Genomic DNA, 17,654 nt, shown 5'->3' on the forward strand with positions numbered 1-17,654 from the left:
GGCTAGGAAAGGAGGAGTATATTGTGAGGCACTGCGACGTTTTAATTATAGGTGGTGGAATAATAGGGTGTTCTATCGCTTATTACACTTCAAAATACGGAAGAGACGTAACAATCATTGAAAAAGGGGAATTTGTCAGCGGGACGTCTTCACGGTGTGATGGGAATATTTTGGCCATTGATAAAGACCCAGGATTTGATAGTCAAATGTCTTTAGTAAGTCAAAAATTAGTAACTGATTTAAGTGAAGAATTAGAGCATTCATTTGAATATAGGGCACCAGGAAGTATTCTCGTATGTGAGTCAGACGAAGAGATGGAAGCTGCGCAGCAATGGGTAAATCGGCAAAAAGAAGCTGGATTACCGTTTCGAATGCTTGATAGGCAAGATATAAGAGAAGAGTCGCCTTTTTTTGCTGATGATTTATTAGGCGGTTTAGAATGTGCGACGGATTCAACTGTGAATCCATATCTCCTTGCATTCTCGCTTCTGTCAGAGGCACAAAAGTTTGGCACAAAAGCCTTTAAACAGACCGAAGTAAAGAGTATAAACATAGATACGAATGGTTCATTTGTTGTAGAAACTACGAATGGAACTTTTACAGCACAACAAGTTGTAAATGCAGCGGGTGTGTGGGCTCCTAAGATTGGTCAGATGTTAAATGTAAATATACCAATTGAACCGAGAAAAGGGCATATTATTGTAGCATCAAGACAACAACACGTAGGGTGCCGTAAAGTAATGGAATTCGGTTATTTAATTTCTAAATTTGGCGGAAAACGAAAAGTAGATGCTTTAACTGAAAAATACGGGGTTGCGCTCGTATTTGAGCCTACTGAAAGTCAAAATTTCTTAATTGGAAGTAGCCGTGAATTTGTAGGGTTTCATACGAGAATAAACAATGAAGTCATTAAATGTATTGCAAATAGAGCGATTCGCTTTTATCCGAAAATGGCAGATATGATGGTAATTCGTTCTTACGCTGGTTTACGTCCGTGGACAGAAGATCATTTACCGATTATTTCACGAGTGGAACATATTCCAAATTATTTCATTGCCGCTGGGCATGAAGGGGATGGGATTAGTCTTGCAGCAGTTACTGGGAAAGTAATTGAAGAGTTATTAAATGAAAAAGAGACAATTATTCCTATTGAACCACTTCGTTTGAGTCGTTTTACAGAAAGGGTGTTAAACGGATGAAGTCACAAAGAGTCTTTACGACAATTGATACACATACGGGTGGGAATCCAACGAGGACATTAATTAGTGGACTTCCAAAGTTGATTGGAGAGACGATGGCAGAGAAGATGTTACATATGAAAAAGGAGTATGATTGGATTCGAAAATTGTTAATGAATGAACCGCGTGGTCATGATGTAATGTCAGGGGCATTATTAACAGACCCGTGTCATCCTGAGGCTGATATAGGTGTTATATACATAGAGACAGGTGGATATTTACCGATGTGTGGTCACGATACAATCGGTGTATGTACAGCGTTAGTTGAATCAGGTTTAATTCCGGTAGTTGAACCAATTACTTCTTTAAAACTAGATACACCGGCTGGCTTAGTTGAAGTAGATATTGCTGTTCAAGATGGAAAAGCAAAAGAAGTATCTTTCTGTAACATACCAGCTTTTTTATTAAAAAATATTACTGTACAAGTGAAAGACATTGGAACTATAGAAGCTGATATTGCGTATGGAGGGAATTTTTATGCCATTATTGATGCGAAATCAGTAGATCTAGAATTAGTACCAGAAAATGCATCTACAATCATCGATAAGGCGATTCATATAAGAAACACAATTAATGAGAAGTTTGAAATCACTCATCCAGAGTATTCGTTTATAAGAGGATTAACACATGTTGAATTTTATACAGATCCTACTCATGAATGTGCGCATGTGAAAAATACAGTTGTTGTACCACCAGGCGGAATAGATCGATCTCCATGCGGTACAGGAACATCTGCGAAGCTAGCTGTATTATACGCTCAGAAAGAAATCGAAATTGGTGAAGAGTTCATTCATGAGAGTATCGTTGGTTCTTTATTTAAAGGATATGTCATGAATACGACACATGTTGAAAATATTGAAGCTGTCATAACGAAAATTACGGGATCAGCTTGGCTTATGGGTATGCATAGATTTTTTTACAATGAAATGGATCCACTTAAAGAAGGATTTTTGCTAATTCCGCCGATGGAACATGAAACGGAGGATATAAAATGAACATTCAAAAAATGTATACAGCAGTAGACGTACATGTAAATGGCGAGGCATTTCGTGTAATGAAAGACGTACCATGCAAATACTACTACAGTTTGGAGCAATTAAATGAACAATTTTCGGGTGAATTAGCAGAAGAGATGAAGCTTTTATTAAATGAACCACGTGGTTTTATCGGTTTGAATGGGTGTATTGTCGTTCCATCTATCCATAATGAAGTGGATGCAGCTGTATTATTTTTTAATCATGAAGGTTCGATTCCGCTTCATTATGGAGGCATTGTTGCAGTAATAACGATGTTACTCGAAAGTGGGTATTTAAAAAAGAGAGAGTCCAATCAATACAAAATTGAAACGTTATCTGGAATATTTTTAGTTCATGCGTATGTAGAGAATGATGAAGTTATATCGGTTTCGTTTGAAAGCAAACTATGCTATTTGATTGAGGAAAATTTACAGGTTGGTAATGTAAGTTATTCTCTCATACAAGCAGATAAAGTATATGCAGTTGTAGAAAAAGGTGCGTATTCGCCAGAAATTCGTGTTGAAAACATTTCAGAATTGAAAAGATGGGGAGAAGCTACACTGCAGGCTATACAAAAACAGTCGCTAATAAAAAGGCTTATTTTAGTAGATCCTTCGCAAAAAGAAAAGAACCATATAAAGTCGATTACATTTCATGAAGATAACTTTATCGTACGTTCGCCAGGTTTTGTTTCTACTATCGTTTCCTATGTTCATGCGTTATTTAAAAATGATTATATGGCGGATAAACCTTTTAAAAATGAAAGTATATTTAATAGTTTTATAACTGTGGAAAAAGTGAAGAAGGAGGAACTAGGATACATTTTCCGTTTTGAAAGTAGAGGATTTATTACAGGAATGCAGACGTTTCTATTAGACCCTACGGATCCATTTCCGGCAGGTTTCTTATTAAAATAAAATGTGATAAGGAGAGATAAATATGCAAAAAATTAAAGGGGCATTTCCAGTATTAATAACACCGATGGATGAATTTCAGGAAATTAATTGGGATGGGGTAAAACAAAATGTAAATTACTTTATCGAACAAAAGGTTGCAGGTGTCATCATTAATGGAAGTACAGGAGAGTTTGTAAGTTTATCAAAAGAAGAACGATTTAAAATGGTAGAAACCGTGTTGAAAGAAATTGATGGCCGTATTCCAGTCATTGTTGGAACTGCAGCAGAGACGACGAAAGAAACAATTGAATATACGAAACATGCAGAAGCGCACGGAGCGGATTGTGCATTAATTATAAACTCTTACTATTGTAAACCGAAGGAAGAGGAGATTTATTTTCATTTTAAAGAAATCTCAAATTCTGTAAATATACCAATTATGCTATACAATAACCCATTTACTTCTGGTGTTGATATGAGTACAAAGCTAATGCTCCGTATTGGAAAAGAGTGTGAAAATGTTACACATATTAAAGAATCTAGCGGAGATATTCGAAAAGCGAGAGATTTAGTAAGACAAAGTGAAGGGGCTTTCCAAGTCTTCTGTGGTTCTGAAGATTTAGTTATGGAATCATATTTAGTTGGTGCTTCGGGATGGGTTTCAGTAGCAGGAAATATCGTTCCCGGTCTCGTTACAAAAATGTATGAGCATTTTCAAAATGGTCAATTAGAAAAGGCGTGGGAAATAAACGATGCTATTTTACCACTTTGCGAGTTTCTTGAAGGATCAGGGAAATATGTTCAAATCGTTAAACGTTCCATGGAATTACATGGGCAAGCGGGAGGACCTTCTCGCTATCCAAGACTAGGATTAACTGTTGACGAAGATCAAAAGCTTCAAACGATTTTATCAAATATTGCAGCTCATGTAGCTGTTTAAATAAGGAGGAGAACATAATGTTAAAGACAAATATTGAGCTGAAACCAAAAGTGGAAGCGTTTTTAAATGAAGAAATTAAAATGTTTATTAATGGCGAATTTGTTGCTGCTATTGGGGGAAAGACGTTTGAAACGTATAATCCAGCTACAGAAGATGTTCTAGCTGTCGTATGTGAAGCGCAAGAAGAGGATATTGATGCTGCAGTAAAAGCGGCAAGATCTGCATTTGAATCCGGTCCGTGGGCAGAAATGACTACTGCTGAAAGAGCGCATCTTATTTATAAATTAGCAGATTTAATTGAAGAACATAGAGAAGAATTGGCGCAACTAGAAGCTTTAGATAATGGAAAGCCATATCAAGTAGCACTTGATGATGATATTTCAGCAACTGTAGAAAATTATCGTTATTACGCAGGATGGGCTACAAAAATTATTGGGCAAACAATCCCAATTTCAAAAGATTACTTAAATTACACGAGACATGAACCTGTAGGTGTTGTAGGTCAGATTATTCCGTGGAATTTTCCGCTCGTTATGTCTTCTTGGAAAATGGGAGCTGCACTGGCGACAGGTTGTACGATCGTATTAAAGCCAGCAGAGCAAACGCCTTTATCTTTACTATATACAGCAAAACTCTTTAAAGAGGCTGGATTTCCAAACGGCGTTGTAAACTTTGTACCAGGCTTTGGTCCTGATGCAGGAGCGGCAATTGTAAATCATCATGACATTGATAAAGTTGCTTTTACAGGATCTACTGTTACAGGAAAGTATATTATGCGTCAGTCTGCAGAAATGATTAAGCATGTAACGTTAGAGCTTGGCGGAAAATCACCAAATATCATTTTAGAAGATGCGGACTTGGAAGAAGCAATTAATGGTGCATTCCAAGGTATTATGTATAATCACGGTCAAAATTGTAGCGCAGGATCACGTGTATTTGTTCATCGTAAACATTATGAAACTGTAGTAGATGCACTTGTGAAAATGGCGAACAACGTAAAACTTGGAGCAGGTATGGAGAAAGGAACGGAAATGGGTCCACTCGTATCTAAGAAACAACAAGAGCGTGTGTTACATTACATTGAGCAAGGGAAGAAAGAAGGCGCTACAGTTGCGGCTGGTGGTGAACGTGCACTTGAAAAGGGTTATTTCGTTAAGCCAACTGTATTCACAGATGTTACAGACGATATGACAATCGTTAAGGAAGAAATATTTGGACCAGTTGTTGTTGTACTTCCATTTGATTCGACAGAAGAAGTAATTGAACGAGCGAACAACTCATCCTATGGCCTTGCTGCGGGTGTATGGACGCAAAATATCAAAACGGGTCATCAAGTGGCAAATAAATTAAAAGCAGGAACAGTGTGGATTAATGATTATAACTTAGAAAATGCAGCTGCACCATTTGGTGGATACAAACAATCTGGTATTGGCCGCGAATTAGGTTCATATGCGCTTGATAATTATACAGAAGTGAAAAGTGTTTGGGTAAATATAAAGTAATAGGGTGTTTTACTGACAAAAATTGAGGGATGAAATAATGAAAGATGCGGACAACTAGAAAGTTTGATAATAGTTGTCCGTTTTCTTATATACAAAATTGCTTTTCCAAAGAATGATAAGGGGGATTTGGATGGAGAATTTAGTAGAATGGTTAGTAGGGCAAGTGTGGAGTATCGGTTTAGTTGTTTTTGCATTAGGGGCAGGCGTATATTTCACGATTGCAACACGCTTTTTGCAAATTCGTTATTTTAAAGAGATGATTAAACTATTATTTGAAGGAAAGAGTTCAGAGACGGGAATATCATCTTTTCAGGCATTTTGTTTAGCCTTATCGGGAAGAGTGGGAATTGGTAATATTGCAGGGGTAGCGACAGCAATTGCTTTCGGCGGGCCTGGAGCTGTATTTTGGATGTGGGTAATGGCTTTGTTAGGGGCAGCGAGCGCGTTTGTAGAATCAACATTATCTCAAGTATACAAAAGTAAAGTAGGGAATGAATATCGCGGCGGTACTCCATATTTCATTGAGAGAGGTTTAAAAATGAAATGGTTTGCAGTCATTGTAGCGGTAGTTGTAACACTTTCATATGGCGTGTTATTACCAGGTATTCAATCTAGTAGTATCGCAGTTGGATTCGAAAACTCTAATGGTATTAGCAAATATATAACTGGAATATTTTTAGTCGTGTTACTAGCAGCAATTATTTTTGGTGGTGTAAAGAGAATTGCCGGTGTTTCTCAAATGCTTGTGCCATTTATGGCAATTGGTTATGTAATTGTTACATGTATCATATTAATTGCGAATGTAACGGAGATTCCAAGTATGTTTGCTTTAATTTTCTCTAGTGCATTTGGTGTAAATGAAATGTTTGGTGGAATTGTTGGTGCAGCTATTGCATGGGGCGTAAAACGCGCTGTATTTTCAAACGTTGCTGGTGTCGGAGAAGCGACGTATAGTTCGGCGGCTGCTGAAGTATCGCATCCTGCAAAACAAGGATTAGTTCAAGCGTTTTCCGTATATATCGATACAATTGTCGTATGTACAGCGACAGCTCTTATGATTTTAATAACAGGTATGTATAATGTTATACCTGAAGGGAAAACCGCTATTGTACAAAATATAGGAAATGTGGAAGCTGGTCCAATTTATACACAACAAGCAGTTGAAACTGTGATAACAGGGTTTGGTCCAATATTTATTTCAATTGCGATTTTCTTTTTTGCATTTACAACGTTACTCGCTTATTACTATATCGCTGAAACGACACTTACTTATTTAGATCGTCAACTGAAGTATGGCTGGTTAAAACCAGTTTTAAAATTTGGATTTTTAATTATGGTTTACATTGGTAGTGTTGAATCAGCGTCGCTTTTATGGAATCTTGGAGATTTAGGAATTGGTAGTATGGCATGGTTAAACTTAATCGCAATCTTACTTTTAAGTAAAACCGCATTAAAAGTGTTAAAAGATTATGAAACGCAGAAAAAAGAAGGGAAAGATCCAGTATTTAATCCTAAAAATATAGGGATTGAAGGATTAACATTTTGGGAAGAAAGAAGTAAAGAGGTTGAAAGAAAAAGTTCTAGAGAAAAAGTTATTGTAGATGATAATTTAAAATTATAACTTAAATTAACTGAAAATTCTTAATTTAAAAGAAGGTATATTGCCTCCATTTCATCACATACTACAATAAGTATGGATAATATGACTGGAGGGAATAAGATGGAACAGGAGCAACATAGTTCGATAAATGATATTCTACATCATTATAAAGAAGGTATAGGTAGTTTTACAAATCAAATTCCTGAAATCGCTGAGACATATAATGCGTTCACGCAAGCTTGTTTTCAAGAGGGTGCTTTAACAAAAAGAGAAAAGCAACTTATTGCATTAGGAATTAGTTTAGCAACGCAAGATGAGTATTGTACAATTTATCATACAAAAGGTTGTCTTGATCAAGGATGCTCAGATAAAGAGATTCTGGAAGCATGTGGTGTTTCAGCAGCATTTGCTGGCGGAGCTGCGATGAGTCAAGCGGTAACTTTAGTGCAAGAGTGTTTAACAGAACTGAAAAATCAAAAGCATTGAATAAAAAAACGTTTTAAACTTTATGTTTAAAACGTTTTTTATTTGAAATTAAATTTGTATTCAATTCAATATTCTATATCTTCATAAATAGATTTTTCTACATCAGGAAGAACTGTGTATATACTCTTACCGATTAAAGCTTCTAATTCTTTCTTAATCGCATAAAACCCTTTCCAATGTAAAGATGTATGAGATGTTGTACCATGACGCAAACCAACAGAAATTAATCTTCTTTCCAGCGTAGTAAAGCCACCCGCATCAGCAAGAGCGTCACAAAGAGTAATTACTTTATTGTATAAGTCGTAGTTACAATGTTCATTTAATATTTCAACTAACCGGCTTCTCATATGGTCAGGAACGAGACTCCATTCCGCTGCGATATCTATATGTTCATTTTTGCATGGGAATGAGTGTGTCACACAAATAACAGCGTTTCCTGTATACCCTAAATCATTCATATACATATAACCATCATAGGAATGAATGACCGATTTGGTAAAACCTTTGTATCTTCCGATATCATGCAAAAGGGCAGCGTTATATGCTATGTCAGCATCTAGGTTATACCCATTTTTAATAAGTTCTATAATTATGTTTTCAGTTGCATGAGCAACATGTAGTGAATGTTCAAACCAGGGGCCCGGGTTTTGTTCATATGCCCATTCGAGTAATTCTTTTGCGTACGTTCTATCTAATATATATTTCATATCGTTATCCTTTCACAAAAAATCATATCTTTCTATAAATTCATCTTATTATTTCATTATTCCTTCTTTAAAAATTGTTACAATGAAACAAAAGGGGGAAAAGTAATGCGAAATTTAGTAATTGAAGAAATAAAGCAACTAGAAAATGATATGGAAGAACTTTCGAAACTTTTGAAAATGGTTGTAAATGATGGGGCATCAATTGGTTTTTTGCCTCCACTGGAACAAAAAGACGCAACAAAGTATTGGCAAACAGTATTAGCGCCAGAAGTGATATTGTATGTGGCTAAAATAAACAACGAAGTAGCAGGGAGTATTCAATTACAATTAGTTACTAAGCCTAACGGAATTCATAGAGCCGAGATTTGCAAATTAATGACTCATCCAAACTTTAGACGTAACGGTATTGGACGATCGCTTATGCAAAAAGCAGAGGAACGAGCAAAGCAAGAAAACAGGTCTCTTTTAGTGTTAGATACTAGAGAAGGAGATCCTTCCAATAAACTGTACAAATCACTAGACTACCAAGAAGTTGGAACAATACCAGGGTATGCAATTTCTCCGAATGGTAAGTTAGATGCTACGGTTATTTATTATAAAAACATTTAAGGTATAATCAAACGGGGAGAGTGCTTAATTATTAGTAAGTGAATAATAAACAACTATTTTTAACACAGTCTATATTTTTCTGGCGGTGTTAAAATAGTTAATTATAATCTAATTAACGCACTAAATGAATTTGAGAAATTTTTTAGAGGGTTCTTTTAGTAATGATTCTCGTCTTATAATAAATGTAGAGAAGATGACTAGCCAACTATAGTTATTTTCGCTTTATTATCGGAAGGGGATGAAAGTATGAAAAAGAATAGTTTACAAAAGATGAAGAAAGTTATTTTAAGTGGTGGAGTATTACTTACGGGATTATTAACATTTGGATTTTCAGAAAAGGCTTCAGCTCATGGATATGTAGAATCACCAGCGAGCCGATCTTATTTATGTAAGCAAGGGGTAAATGTAAATTGTGGACCGATTCAATATGAACCACAAAGCGTAGAAGGGATAGGTGGATTTCCGCAACTAGGACCTTCTGATGGACAAATTGCAGGGGCTGGTCATTTTCCCGCTTTAGATGTTCAAACTGTAGATAGGTGGAAGAAAGTTACGTTAAATGGCGGGACGAATACATTCAAGTGGAAACTAACGGCTCCTCATAGTACAAAAGAGTGGAAATATTATATTACGAAAAAAGGTTGGAATCCAAATAAACCTTTAACGCGATCGGATTTAGATTTAGTGCCATTCTATGTGAAAAATGACGGTGGAGCTAGACCAGGGACGACAGTAACGCACGAAGCAAATGTACCAACTGACCGTAGTGGATACCATCTTATTTTAGCTGTTTGGGAAATTGCAGACACTGGAAATGCGTTTTATCAAGTTATAGATGTAAACCTTTTGAATAATGGCTTATCCTCAAATTTCGCTTTTAACAATGTAGTGCAAGCTCCTACACTATTTTAATTGAAACATACATTTCGATCATCTAATTCATTTTAGATGATTTTTTTTATGAAAATGATGAAAAATATAGAAGAAAGTGCAATTATTTATAAAAAAATATGCTTTAAATATTGTCATATTTGCTTCTTTAAGATATCCTTTTCATGAAGAGGTGGAAAACATGGAAAAAGTACTAGTTTTCGGGCATAAAAACCCAGATACAGATGCAATTTGTTCTGCAATTGCTTATGCAGAATTGAAAAAAGAATTAGGAATGAATGCTGAGCCTGTACGTTTAGGCGAAATCAGCGGTGAAACTCAATTTGCGTTAGACTATTTTAAAGTAGAAGGACCGCGTTTTGTTGAGACAGTAGCAAGCGAAGTGGACAACGTTATTTTAGTTGACCATAACGAGCGTCAACAAAGTGCTAACGATATCGAATCAGTTCGTGTGTTAGAAGTTATTGACCATCACCGTATTGCTAACTTTGAAACAAGCGATCCTATATACTATCGTTGTGAGCCAGTTGGCTGTACAGCTACAATCTTAAACAAAATGTACAAAGAAAATGGCGTAACAATTCGTAAAGAAGTTGCAGGTTTAATGTTATCTGCAATCATTTCAGATTCTTTACTATTCAAATCTCCAACTTGCACAGAACAAGACGTAGCAGCTGCTCGTGAATTAGCGCAAATCGCTGGTGTAGATGCAGATAACTACGGCTTAGAAATGTTAAAAGCTGGTGCTGACTTAAGCGGAAAAACAATGGAGCAATTAATCTCTCTTGACGCTAAAGAATTCCAAATGGGTAATGCGAAAGTTGAAATCGCACAAGTAAACGCTGTTGATACAAACGACGTTCTTGTACACCAAGCGGAACTTGAAAAAGTAATCTCTGCAGTAGTAGAAGAAAAAGGTTTAGACCTATTCTTATTCGTTGTAACTGATATCTTAACTAATGATTCTGTCGGTCTTGCGATCGGTAAAGCAGCAAACGTTGTTGAGAAAGCATACAACGTATCACTAGAAAACAACACAGCTACTTTAAAAGGTGTTGTATCTCGTAAAAAACAAATCGTACCAGTATTAACAGAAGCATTCCAAGCTTAATCGTATTGCGTACAGATGAACAGTAAGGACAAGTAGTCAGATTGGCTACTTGTCCTTTTTTATCTCTAAAAAACAGAAAATTAAAAACGGGAGGATTGTGTATGTTTAATGATTTGGAGAGTAAATTACAGTCACTTTTAGAACGAAATATTACGTCGGTTTCAGAATTAGAGAGCTGGCTCTCGGAGGAGCTACGTTTAAACGCTGAAATACAGAAGTTGCGTTTGACTTTTTAGAAGAAAGGATATAAAGTACTGCAAGGGTCATTCTAAATTTGATTAACGAATTAAAATAAGGATAGCGTTAGCTATCCTTATAATCGTTTATTCGTAAGATTTTTTCTTGTTTATATAAAATGTAATTATAGCAGTAATGAAGAAAATAGGTATCGCATACACTTGCCCAACAAATAACTTCCAGCCGACATAATTATAGCCTTCAGATGCTGGGATGATAACGGAAATAACGCAAACAATAAAATAGACTAATAGTGCAGGGATAATATTTTTCATTTTTATGGACCTCCTTCCTAATTTAATTTATAAATCATAATATTTAAATTTAATTATAAAAATTTGAAGAAAAAAATGCAAAAATTTTTATGGTATTATAATATTTGCAATGAGAGTGATCCATAGTGCATATATGGTAAAATGTGTAATTTAAACTTTTCAGAATTATTATATAGTATTTTGAGAGAAAAATGTACAAAATAACGAATTTTATTTACCAAAGTAAAGGGAGTAGAAATATATGAAAAGGATATGTATAATTCCATGTGGAAAAAAGAAAATTTGGGATAAACATTCAGACTACGGACCGATGGAAGCAAAAGATGTGTATATTAGTCCGTTCGGAAAAGCATGTCAGGCGTACGCAACTATGTTTTTCGAAAACTGGGTTATATTATCGGCGAAACATGGATTTTTAAGACCAAATGATATTGTATTAGAAAACTATGATCTTGCATTTGATTCCAAAAGCGATGGGGTAATAAATATAGAGCAATTACAAAACCAGATGGTAGATAAAAGTTTATTACAGTTTGACGAAATCGTCTTACTAGCAGGGAAGAAGCATAAAAAAGTAGTGACAAAGTTATATCCAGAAGAAATGATTACATATCCGCTAGAGGGGTGTAAAGGGATTGGATATATGTTGCAGAGGTTGAAAGAAGCTGTGAAGGAAGGGGAGGAAATATAGGTGTAGTTTCAGTGATTTTAAACTCTATTTATTTAGGGAGCTGAAAAGTAAAATAGAGTTTTTAGGCATCGCCGAAAGGGTGATGCTTTTTTTTGTTCGTGTCGTCATTCATGTAAAAGTAATTTAGAGAATAAATCATTCGATTTATGAAGCGATAGCTTTTTTATATCGATAACAAATTGCTTCACTTCTAGAAAATGTAGGACATATGGGTACAGTTAAGATTGTAAGAGGGAATAGCAATAAGACAAGTTTTGAATAGGATATTAAGAAAGGAGATGTTGATAAATAATGGCCAGATATAGTTTGCACGGAGGACACAATAGTATTGTTCAAGGTGCTAATTTTGGGAATCGGAAAGAACACGTTTTAGATAGGCAAGTTAAAGATGCTGTGGCGGCTAAGTTAAGATCCCTAGGACACACGGTTTATGACGATACGGACGAGGTAGGGGCAACTCAATCACAAAATTTAAATAATATCATTCGGAATAGCAATTCCCATGCTGTGGATTTAGTTATTTCTTTTCATCTTAATGCAAGTGATGGAAATGGACAGGGTGTTGAGGTTTTGTATTATGATCAGAAAGATTTGGCGGCTAAAATCTCAGCTCAACTAGCAAAAGATATTGGATGGCGTGATCGAGGTGCGAAACAGCGTACAGATTTAGCGGTATTAAATGGGACGAAAGCACCTGCTATTCTTATAGAATTAGGATTTATTGACAATGAATCTGATATGGCAAAGTGGAATGTTGATAAAATCGCTAATTCTGTTGTATTTGCTCTTACAGGACAAACTGGAGGAGGTGCAGCGGATTTGCTCAAAGTAAAAACTGGTGGTGTAGCATTTAGTAATTTACAAGCTTTGGCTCAAGCTATGGTAGATGCGGGTATTGATGGACAAATTGTCGTTCAGAAAGATGGCATTGGTTATGCTATAACGAATGGCTATCCGTCCGGGAATATCGATAAATTTACAGCTTGGTTAGATGCACGTAAATGGTACTATGAGTACGTGAGATAAAACGAAAATTGGTTTGATTAAAAACTAAAAATTGTCTTATTTTTAGTTAACAAGTATATTAAGTAACTATAAAAATATGGACAATGTATATGTAAATTAGTACACAAAACCACCTGTCAGAAAGGTGGTTTTATTTATCAAGCTATTTGCGGGAAGTAAAATTCTCACCTCAAAATTCGGATGAAGCTAAGAAATTAAGTGTGAATTTCACTGCTCGTAGCCTCCTACTAATTATAGTTTCACTTTATATAGTTTAGAGCTTTGTAAATCTTTACTTGTTAAACCTGTAATAATATTTTGTTTTCTCAATACATAAGCCGAATTTTAAATTATTACCCAATAATATACTACCTCTCATACTATTTATTAGTTGATAATAGCAAAAAAACAAGCTTTGAATATAATAATGAAAAAGGAGATGTTAAATAATGGGTTATATTGTGGATATTTCGAAATGGAATGGCGACATTAACTGGGATATCGCAGCACCACAATTGGATTTCGTAATTGCACGTGTGCAAGATGGTTCAAACTATGTAGATCCTTTATATAAAAATTATGTACAAGCAATGAAAGCAAGGAATATTCCGTTTGGTAATTATGCGTTCTGTCGTTTCGTTTCAGTAGAGGATGCACGGATAGAAGCAAGAGACTTTTGGAACCGTGGTGATAAAAATGCAACAGTTTGGGTAGCTGACGTAGAAGCAAGAACAATGAACGATATGAGAGCGGGTGCACAAGCTTTTATTGATGAATTACGCAGATTAGGAGCTAAGAAGGCTAGTTTATATATTGCTCATCATATGTATGCTCCATTTGGAATGGCAAATGTCAATTCTGATTTTGTATGGATTCCTCGTTATGGTGGTAACAAACCGGCGTATTCATGTGATATTTGGCAATACACAGAAACAGGGAATGTGGCTGGTATCGGCAAGTGTGATTTAAATAAGCTGATTGGAAATAAGCCGTTAGCTTGGTTTACAAATCCAATTGTTGAGCCGATAAAAAAACAAGAAGGGGTTGGAATTATAGTGAATAAATATAACAAAGTAGTTACTTATGAATTTGGTGTAAATTTAGTTCCTGACATGATTCAAATGATGGATAAGCTTGGATATACTTCTAAAATAATATCTCGTGGAGATAACCAAGGGCTTGTGTATTTCGAAACAGATTATCGTCAAGGGAACGAACTGGACAAAGCAACTGCTTGGTTAGATACGAAAGGAATTAAATATTTTTATACAAAAGAGTAGTTTGCTAAATAAAAAGCCGTCATGTGACGTTTTTTTATTTTTATGTAATCTTTTAACTCTACTTATAATATGGAGAAAATAGACTAATAAACAAGCCTTTGTATACTTTTAAACATAGAATATGATGAATTCTATTAAGGAGGAAGCAGATTCATGGGGAATACTTGTCATTGTGGGCATTCCCAAAATTGTAATACATTTTGGGATAATTTAATGTTTGGGAGATGTAGATGTAAACGCAATGATTTTCACGAATGTTGTTGCAAAGAGAAACCGAAATGTGAATGTGAAAAATGTCATTGTAAAACAAAACCGAAATGCCATTGTATTCATGAAGAGGAAGGGTATTAATAATAAAAAAGAGTACGATACGTACTCTTTTTTTGGGTGATTATATTCCATCTTGAACAGATTTCTTTACAATTACCCATGTGTCTTTCTTTTTAACCGTTATAGCTACATTAGTTCCATTAGATTCCTTATAAAAGATATATCCATTGTTTGAGTTTACATATGTTACTGGTTCGCCTATGCAATCTCGCGAGCAGGATTTGTTGACCAGTTCAATTAGGGATAGTTCACTTGGATCGGTTTTGCTTGCTTCTATAACAGCATCAAGGCTTGTTTTTCGATAACCTTGCAAGTTTATATGAAAAAGCTGCTCTATTTCTCCTGTAATGCTAGTGTTCATTACTTCTACTGAATTCTTTTTTTCTTGAAGAAAGCCGTTTTCATAAAGTAATTTTGTATAGCCAATCCATGCTATTAACACTAGCATGAAAAACATACCCGTCATTTTAAGTATTCGAAGTCGTTTGCTTATAATTGTTTCTGAGTATTTCATTCACTCTAATCCTCCAATGTTTTTAATTTAAAATATGCTTGGATACATACTTTTAGAAGAGGATGAAAGTTAATGAGTTTTCAATAAAAAAGAAAACATCCAGAGTTAGATGCTTTCTTTTTTTGTATTTTTGGCTATCTGTTCGTTACTTGTTTCATAAGTGGTCTTATTTCTTTAACTGGTGGTTTCTTATCATAGGCATCAACGTAAGAAAAGTAGTAGTTTAAGTTTCTTAGAAGACCTTTTCCTATTTTTGCACTTAAGAAAGGAAATACTTGTCCGGTATAATCATCGAGAGATTTACAGTAATATTTTTCATCTAAATATATACTGTATTTACATGTTAGTTCTACTAAAGGATTCCCTTCATCATCAAATACTTCTTTAGAATCAATAATATCTATTAGTGCAAATTTTTCATTTAAGTAAACTTTCTTTTTTTTCTCGTGTTTATTTGTAAGTATAAAAACGAGACCAATTGCGTTAATCAAACTATTTCCTCCTATAAAAAACGGATATTAATAAAATATATCGATATAAGCTAAATGTAAAGAGGAGAGGTGAAATATCATGGAGAGAAAACTAAATAAGCCGATTTATGTTTGGAAACCGACTTATTTTTATCAAGTATTACTTAGTAGTAATACCTACTCTGATTAAAGTTTCACTTTATTGAAATACTTGCGGGAATTGTTTTACGATTGCGTTTGTTATCATGTCGGCCATTTCCAATGCTTCTTTTTCAATTTTATCGTAAAGTTTTACTCCTGCTTCATAATCTTTATTTAGGAAGGCAAGTGCTTCTGCTTTCGTTAGTGCTAAATGTTCATAAAACATTTTTCTAAATTCTTCTTTATCTATATATGGGTTGATACTGTTAAGAAATTCAATAATTTCATCACCATTAGCGTACCATTTTTTCTCTATAGCGGCCGCTGCATTTTGATTACCAGCTTTTGCGGCTTTAACAAGATCCGCTGCAATTACTAAGTGATCTTTAATTAATGCACTATATTTTTTCACTGCATCCTCACCGTAAAATGGTTCAAGTGATAGTCCCATATGTGTTGCGTTTTGTAGAAGTCGTCCAACAGTAACGTTAACATCTGGTAAATTAAAGACTATACTTATAATAGCCAATCTCGTCCAAGCGACGTGTTGTTCCCATAAAGAACGCATATACCCTTTTAAAAAATTCTCATTTTTACTAATTCGGTAGTTCCGTACGGATAAATCATAGTTTACATAAGGGTTATGGTAGGGGGAGTAATACGATTGCCAATAAGAATACATAAATAGTAACACTCCTTTGAACATGTATAACTCAAAGTATGATGAAGATTTATTTTTAGTTACGTGTCCTAGATTATTTTTAGGGAATTTGAAATGGAGAAATTCAATGAATGATGTTGTGGTATATATGAATAAATTGAATATAAAGTAAAAGAGGGTCTGCAAGGGAAGTTGCAGACCCTCAAAAGGGTATTGCCGAGATGTCGGACTCGACTACGTAATGTTATCATAAAATTCTTTTGAAAAAACCTGGTAAATGTGTCCAAATGAAATTAGGACCTTCATACAGTCAAAGGGACCTGCTTCCCGCGGCAGGCCCCAATAACTAGATAATGTCGATGAGCAAAAAACTCATCTGGAGTACTTTTATAGTAACAAGTAAAATGTCTTTTGTGTATTGAGAAAGAAGAATTGCATAATTATATGTGAACAATTTAACTCCCAACAATTCACATGAATTGTTGGGAGTTAAATATGGTTATAAAATGGAGAAAAGACTTGGAAGTGAGATCGAGGTACACAGAAGTATGTAGTAACAAGTAAAATGTCTTTTGTGTATTGAGAAAGAAGAATTGCATAATTATATGTGAACAATTTAACTCCCAACAATTCATGATTATCATGAATTGTTGGGAGTTAAATATGGTTATAAAATGGAGAAAAGACTTGGAAGTGAGATCGAGGTACACAGAAGTATGTAATCATGAAAAAGACCTGCTAATATAAGCAGGTCAACTTAAGGGGTTTATCCAACAGATTATTATATATGGTAACAACTGAATTGTAGTAAGTCTATACATTTAATATTGAGAAAAATTCTGTGAATGATATGTTTTTTGCGCATATATTAACGTCTAAAAAGTTGAGAAAGAAAATTAAAAAGCTTTTTATAAGAGAATAATGGCTGATACTTATAGTATGATTCATATTTCCACGCATCATTATTAGAGAATTGGAGTTTTTGTGTTTTCGTTTTCGCTGTGATGGAACTCATATTACGATGCTTCATATAGTAACCTCCTGAATTTATATG

21 protein-coding genes are annotated in these 17,654 nt (G+C 34.8%); 15 read left to right on the plus strand and 6 right to left on the minus strand.

What is annotated here, in order from left to right:
* The first annotated feature begins 23 nt into the window (after positions 1–23).
* The 7 genes from DN401_RS00630 (at position 24) to DN401_RS00660 (ending at position 7,678) form a co-directional block, all read left to right on the plus strand.
* Positions 24–1,199: an NAD(P)/FAD-dependent oxidoreductase gene (locus tag DN401_RS00630; protein ID WP_025689383.1), complete on the plus strand. Its 1,176-nt coding sequence runs from the start codon at positions 24–26 to the stop codon at positions 1,197–1,199.
* Positions 1,196–2,233: a proline racemase family protein gene (locus DN401_RS00635; RefSeq protein ID WP_000842048.1), complete on the plus strand. Its 1,038-nt coding sequence runs from the start codon at positions 1,196–1,198 to the stop codon at positions 2,231–2,233. Before DN401_RS00630 ends, DN401_RS00635 begins: the two co-directional genes overlap by 4 nt.
* Positions 2,230–3,171 carry a proline racemase family protein gene (locus tag DN401_RS00640; RefSeq protein WP_001025560.1) on the plus strand — a complete coding sequence of 314 codons (942 nt, stop codon included), beginning with the start codon at positions 2,230–2,232 and terminating at the stop codon, positions 3,169–3,171. Before DN401_RS00635 ends, DN401_RS00640 begins: the two co-directional genes overlap by 4 nt.
* 22 nt (positions 3,172–3,193) lie before the next feature.
* Positions 3,194–4,090 carry a 4-hydroxy-tetrahydrodipicolinate synthase gene (gene dapA / locus DN401_RS00645; protein WP_149287436.1) on the plus strand — a complete coding sequence of 299 codons (897 nt, stop codon included), beginning with the start codon at positions 3,194–3,196 and terminating at the stop codon, positions 4,088–4,090.
* A 17-nt stretch (positions 4,091–4,107) separates the two neighbouring features.
* Entirely contained in the window at positions 4,108–5,592 is a 1,485-nt protein-coding gene (locus DN401_RS00650; protein WP_000920970.1) for an aldehyde dehydrogenase family protein, read from the plus strand.
* 130 nt (positions 5,593–5,722) lie between these two features.
* The gene (locus DN401_RS00655) at positions 5,723–7,213 is read left to right on the plus strand and encodes an alanine/glycine:cation symporter family protein (protein ID WP_000429528.1); all 1,491 of its coding nucleotides are present in this window, start codon (positions 5,723–5,725) and stop codon (positions 7,211–7,213) included.
* A 72-nt stretch (positions 7,214–7,285) separates the two neighbouring features.
* The gene (locus tag DN401_RS00660; protein ID WP_134266430.1) at positions 7,286–7,678 is read left to right on the plus strand and encodes a carboxymuconolactone decarboxylase family protein; all 393 of its coding nucleotides are present in this window, start codon (positions 7,286–7,288) and stop codon (positions 7,676–7,678) included.
* Positions 7,679–7,743: 65 nt separating this feature from the next.
* On the opposite strand, the gene DN401_RS00665 is transcribed toward DN401_RS00660, so the two are convergent.
* Positions 7,744–8,385 (minus strand): HD domain-containing protein, encoded by a 642-nt coding sequence (locus DN401_RS00665; protein WP_000875112.1) that lies wholly within the window; start codon positions 8,383–8,385, stop codon positions 7,744–7,746.
* Between the two features lie 105 nt (positions 8,386–8,490).
* On the opposite strand from DN401_RS00665, the gene DN401_RS00670 reads away from it, so the two are divergent.
* The 4 genes from DN401_RS00670 (at position 8,491) to DN401_RS30050 (ending at position 11,232) form a co-directional block, all read left to right on the plus strand.
* Positions 8,491–8,994: a GNAT family N-acetyltransferase gene (locus DN401_RS00670; protein ID WP_001245258.1), complete on the plus strand. Its 504-nt coding sequence runs from the start codon at positions 8,491–8,493 to the stop codon at positions 8,992–8,994.
* Between the two features lie 246 nt (positions 8,995–9,240).
* Positions 9,241–9,906: a lytic polysaccharide monooxygenase gene (locus DN401_RS00675; RefSeq protein WP_000742279.1), complete on the plus strand. Its 666-nt coding sequence runs from the start codon at positions 9,241–9,243 to the stop codon at positions 9,904–9,906.
* Between the two features lie 160 nt (positions 9,907–10,066).
* Positions 10,067–10,996 carry a manganese-dependent inorganic pyrophosphatase gene (gene ppaC / locus DN401_RS00680; RefSeq protein WP_000416873.1) on the plus strand — a complete coding sequence of 310 codons (930 nt, stop codon included), beginning with the start codon at positions 10,067–10,069 and terminating at the stop codon, positions 10,994–10,996.
* A 101-nt stretch (positions 10,997–11,097) separates the two neighbouring features.
* Positions 11,098–11,232: a hypothetical protein gene (locus tag DN401_RS30050; RefSeq protein ID WP_000481362.1), complete on the plus strand. Its 135-nt coding sequence runs from the start codon at positions 11,098–11,100 to the stop codon at positions 11,230–11,232.
* Between the two features lie 87 nt (positions 11,233–11,319).
* Here DN401_RS30050 and DN401_RS00690 read toward each other — a convergent pair whose 3' ends face one another.
* Positions 11,320–11,508 (minus strand): DUF4017 family protein, encoded by a 189-nt coding sequence (locus DN401_RS00690; RefSeq protein WP_000789485.1) that lies wholly within the window; start codon positions 11,506–11,508, stop codon positions 11,320–11,322.
* A 241-nt stretch (positions 11,509–11,749) separates the two neighbouring features.
* On the opposite strand from DN401_RS00690, the gene DN401_RS00695 reads away from it, so the two are divergent.
* From DN401_RS00695 to DN401_RS29660, 4 genes are all read left to right on the plus strand, one after another.
* On the plus strand, positions 11,750–12,199 hold the full coding sequence (locus DN401_RS00695; protein ID WP_000820905.1) for a DUF6884 domain-containing protein: 450 nt from the start codon (positions 11,750–11,752) through the stop codon (positions 12,197–12,199).
* Positions 12,200–12,490: 291 nt separating this feature from the next.
* Entirely contained in the window at positions 12,491–13,225 is a 735-nt protein-coding gene (locus DN401_RS00700; RefSeq protein WP_000135290.1) for an N-acetylmuramoyl-L-alanine amidase, read from the plus strand.
* A 428-nt stretch (positions 13,226–13,653) separates the two neighbouring features.
* On the plus strand, positions 13,654–14,484 hold the full coding sequence (locus DN401_RS00705) for a GH25 family lysozyme (protein ID WP_149287437.1): 831 nt from the start codon (positions 13,654–13,656) through the stop codon (positions 14,482–14,484).
* Positions 14,485–14,701: 217 nt separating this feature from the next.
* The gene (locus DN401_RS29660) at positions 14,702–14,875 is read left to right on the plus strand and encodes a hypothetical protein (RefSeq protein WP_000503000.1); all 174 of its coding nucleotides are present in this window, start codon (positions 14,702–14,704) and stop codon (positions 14,873–14,875) included.
* Here the strand turns inward: DN401_RS29660 and DN401_RS00710 are convergent, their stop codons facing one another.
* The 4 genes from DN401_RS00710 to DN401_RS29665 form a co-directional block, all read right to left on the minus strand.
* The gene (locus tag DN401_RS00710) at positions 14,876–15,328 is read right to left on the minus strand and encodes a hypothetical protein (protein ID WP_000877572.1); all 453 of its coding nucleotides are present in this window, start codon (positions 15,326–15,328) and stop codon (positions 14,876–14,878) included.
* 134 nt (positions 15,329–15,462) lie between these two features.
* On the minus strand, positions 15,463–15,819 hold the full coding sequence (locus tag DN401_RS00715; protein ID WP_000606231.1) for a hypothetical protein: 357 nt from the start codon (positions 15,817–15,819) through the stop codon (positions 15,463–15,465).
* 178 nt (positions 15,820–15,997) lie between these two features.
* A complete protein-coding gene (locus DN401_RS00720) occupies positions 15,998–16,621 on the minus strand; it encodes a hypothetical protein (RefSeq protein WP_000287728.1) in 624 nt (207 codons plus the stop codon).
* Positions 16,622–17,468: 847 nt separating this feature from the next.
* Positions 17,469–17,630, minus strand: coding sequence for a hypothetical protein (locus DN401_RS29665; RefSeq protein ID WP_000682743.1), 162 nt, complete (start codon positions 17,628–17,630; stop codon positions 17,469–17,471).
* Between the last annotated feature and the right edge of the window lie 24 nt (positions 17,631–17,654).

This window comes from Bacillus sp. BF2-3 (genome assembly GCF_008368795.1).
Taxonomy (GTDB): Bacteria; Bacillota; Bacilli; order Bacillales; family Bacillaceae_G; genus Bacillus_A; species Bacillus_A cereus.